General features: G+C 42.3%; 2 protein-coding genes and 1 pseudogene. 1 reads left to right on the top strand and 2 read right to left on the bottom strand.

Going from position 1 to position 3,301, the window contains the following annotated elements; genetic code table 11:
• Window positions 1-116: helix-turn-helix domain-containing protein (locus PX482_RS16935; RefSeq protein ID WP_287754483.1), on the bottom strand; the 116-nt coding region annotated here is incomplete at its 3' end.
• A gap of 124 nt (window positions 117-240) precedes the next feature.
• On the opposite strand from PX482_RS16935, the gene PX482_RS16930 reads away from it, so the two are divergent.
• Window positions 241-2,262: a formylglycine-generating enzyme family protein gene (locus PX482_RS16930; protein WP_288024783.1), complete on the top strand. Its 2,022-nt coding sequence runs from the start codon at window positions 241-243 to the stop codon at window positions 2,260-2,262.
• A 366-nt stretch (window positions 2,263-2,628) separates the two neighbouring features.
• Here the strand turns inward: PX482_RS16930 and PX482_RS16925 are convergent.
• A pseudogene (locus tag PX482_RS16925) lies at window positions 2,629-3,301 on the bottom strand (RNA-guided endonuclease TnpB family protein); the annotation flags it as partial.

The raw sequence follows: 3,301 nt of genomic DNA, 5'->3' as shown, positions 1-3,301 counted from the left end.
TGTGTTCTGAGATGGAGAGCTTTATTGTAAACTAATCTTACACAGCCCAAAGTGCGCCGCAATAGCGACTCTTGTTCGGGTGTGGGGTAAAATCGAAACGAATAGGCTTTTTCCATGTCCTTTCACACTAGCATATATTTCGTAAATGTGCTAATACTTAACAGTAAAGCCGTCGTAGAACGACGGGGTTTCAGACCCAAAATTTTCGATGAAAACACTACAGTATGAGGAGTTAGTCTAATGGACGCGGTAATGATCGAGCAAATTGTTGTTGGTATCTCCCGGGTGGCACTGAAGCTGATGGAGCGCCTTCTATCTAATGATGATCAAGCATCTCGTCATGGTGCCTCCGTAGTGGAAAATAATAGCGAAGTCAAAAAAGCCGAGTTATCTTACTACAAAAAAAAGCTGGAACTCGATAATCAATCCCTACAACTGCAAAGAAAACAACGCCAATTCAAGTGCGAATTGGCGTTGCAGCAATTCAAGTGCGAATTGGTGCAACAAGAAACAGATAATGAAATCCCTAGGGAAAGAATCGGTTTAGAAAATCTTTCTCTTGAATTGAAAGAAATCAAAATCGCCATCCAAAAAGAACAACGTAACCTGAGTTATCTACGGCAAGAACTACTAAGAGAACAGCAAGAAAAAGAAATTGAGTTAAAGCTGCAAGAAATTCAAGCTGAGTGGGACAAAGATACATGGTTATCGCAGTTGAGTCGCTTTGAAACCGAGCAGATGCTCAAGAAATATCAACAAACTCTCTTGATATTAGCCTGTTTACCCAGTGTAGCGAGCGATCGCTCCCTAGCTGCCATGAGGAAGTTAGATTTCAAGCTAGAGATGCGAAAGGTGAGTTCTTTTCTTGCGGATTACTATTCAGTTAATGATCAACTATATCCCGTTAAATTTTTTGGAGATTATTTCAAGCAACCAATCGAGGAAATCGAAATCGAACGGTTACATAGTTTGTTGTCCTGCGTACCTGTATATATAATCTATACAGACATTCGATCGGATGCCGTGACCTTTCGAGTTGCCTCTTGGAAAATGCAGGATAAGCAAGCGATGTCTTTCTCACCGATCGAATGGAATTGGCGAGAAGTAGAACGGGAATTATTAAAGGCAGGAAAAACCGAAGATGAAATCCTCTTGATTATTAGAGCGGTAATTATCAAAATTTACCAAATTCTCTTGGCTTTTTATATCGATATTTATTATCTAAATCTCGATCCCTACTACGAAGTCCGCTTACCGAATATCGATCTCAAAAAAGAGTTAATTCAACCCTATAGCGATCTTCTTAAAGCCAAGCAAAAGAAAGTTCGAGAAGCCTACGAACAGCAATTAGCAAGACGATTTGAGAAAGAAAAAGAGCGAGAGGAAAATAAGCGGGGAGTAGAAGAGGAAGATTGTAGTCAGGAGGAGGAAAAAGGGAAAGAATTCTCCTTCGAGATCATCACCGTTGATCCCAGAGGGAATATAATCAAACCTCGCCTGGGAAAAGGTTTTCAAAAGAGCGAAAACCTCGGCAATAATATCGACCTAGAAATAGTCTATATCCCTGGCGGTACTTTCCTCATGGGATCGCCCGATGGTGAGGGGCATAACTACGAAAAACCGCAGCATCGAGTCACCGTTCCCTCTTTCTACATGGGCAAATATCCCATTACCCAAGAGCAATGGCGAATCATCGCATCTCAGGCGAAAATCGACATCGACCTATCCCTCGACCCCTCGTACTTCAAGGGAAATAATCGACCGGTAGAGTGTGTGAACTGGTATCAAGCCGTAGAATTCTGTAAACGGCTATCCAAGCTTACTCAGAAAGATTATCATCTCCCCAGCGAGGCACAGTGGGAATACGCTTGTCGCGCAGGAACGACCACTCCTTTTGCTTTCGGGGCTACCCTCTCCACCGAAATAGCGAACTATCACGGAAACTATACCTACGCCGACGGTAAAAAGGGTACTTATCGACAACAAACCACTCCCGTCGGGCAGTTTCCCCCCAACGCTTTCGGACTTTACGATATGCACGGGCAAGTCTGGGAATGGTGCGCGGACGATTGGCACGATAACTATACCGGAGCGCCAGAGGACGGGTCGGCGTGGATTACTGAGAATAATAATCGTTCTCTATTACGGGGCGGTTCTTGGTACGGCAATCCAGGTCTCTGTCGTTCCGCTTTCCGCAGCTTCTTCGCTAGGCGCGTCAGCACCTACCACTACTACGGTTTTCGTGTGGTGTGCGGGTGCTAGGAGGACTCCGTAACCCTTTTACCATAGCGGAACATTGAGCGAAAATTTGGGTTGAAAACCCCGTCGTTCTACGACAGCTTTTCTGGTTCTTCGTTACTTGGTATGGTTCGATAGGGGGGCATAAATCGACTAAATCCTTATCTGGCAAGAGACTTAATTCGATTAGTTCGCTCTAGATAAAAAACAATTGACAAAAATCGCTAAATGCCTTTCTATATAAGGGTTCCATCCCTTATAACCCCCGTCCATTGCATAACAATTACCGAAGAGCCGCTTTTCTTAATCTCTAATAGAGCATCTGATAGTTAGTAAAAGTATAGTCAAATATAGACAGACTGAATTCCATTTCAGAAATTCCCTTCACTTTTACTTCGAGAGATTGATTCTCCTTGGGTGAACTACGCACCTCTCTATCCCATAGCGGTTAAACGCATTTGGGAATGCTTTTCGTAAAATATTGTAGGAACCCATGACATCAGATTGAACCAGAATCCCCTTATCTGTACGATATAACCCTCGCGAAATTCAGTTTCCTGAAAACACTGGCTTTTCAGTTATCTGTCCATAAACGGGGAGAGGATCGTCATTCAAAAAATTAGAAGCTGAGGTATAGGATTCTTCTTGAAGAATCACAGAGATTCCTACTAATTGACATTTATAACTAATCATGTCAATTAATCGAGCATGAGGGATGGTCACAAATTTTTGATTGTTGACTTTTCCTAAGTTCACTTCTTGTTTCCAACCGTCATTTTTCCCAATTACTAAAGTTGTTATCTCTTGCTCAACTAAGAGATTGACTAAATAACGACTAGCCTGATGAAGATAATCATCTACTTTCTGATTACGGCAACGGGTTAAACGGCGAATCCTCTGGGAACTTTGACGATTTAACAGAGATTGTAACTTAGCTCGACGTTGGTTATAAAATTGATTCAGGCTTTTTAACGGTCTGCCATTAATCAACAAAGGGATAAAGTCCGGTTGATTTGAAGTTACAGCCATGAAATTATCTATGCCTAAATCTATCGCAGCTATC

This window comes from Microcystis sp. M53602_WE12 (genome assembly GCF_030065455.1).
Lineage (GTDB): Bacteria > Cyanobacteriota > Cyanobacteriia > Cyanobacteriales > Microcystaceae > Microcystis > Microcystis aeruginosa.
Note: the sequence above shows the minus strand (reverse complement) of the source record. Positions and strands in the feature narration are given on the sequence as shown.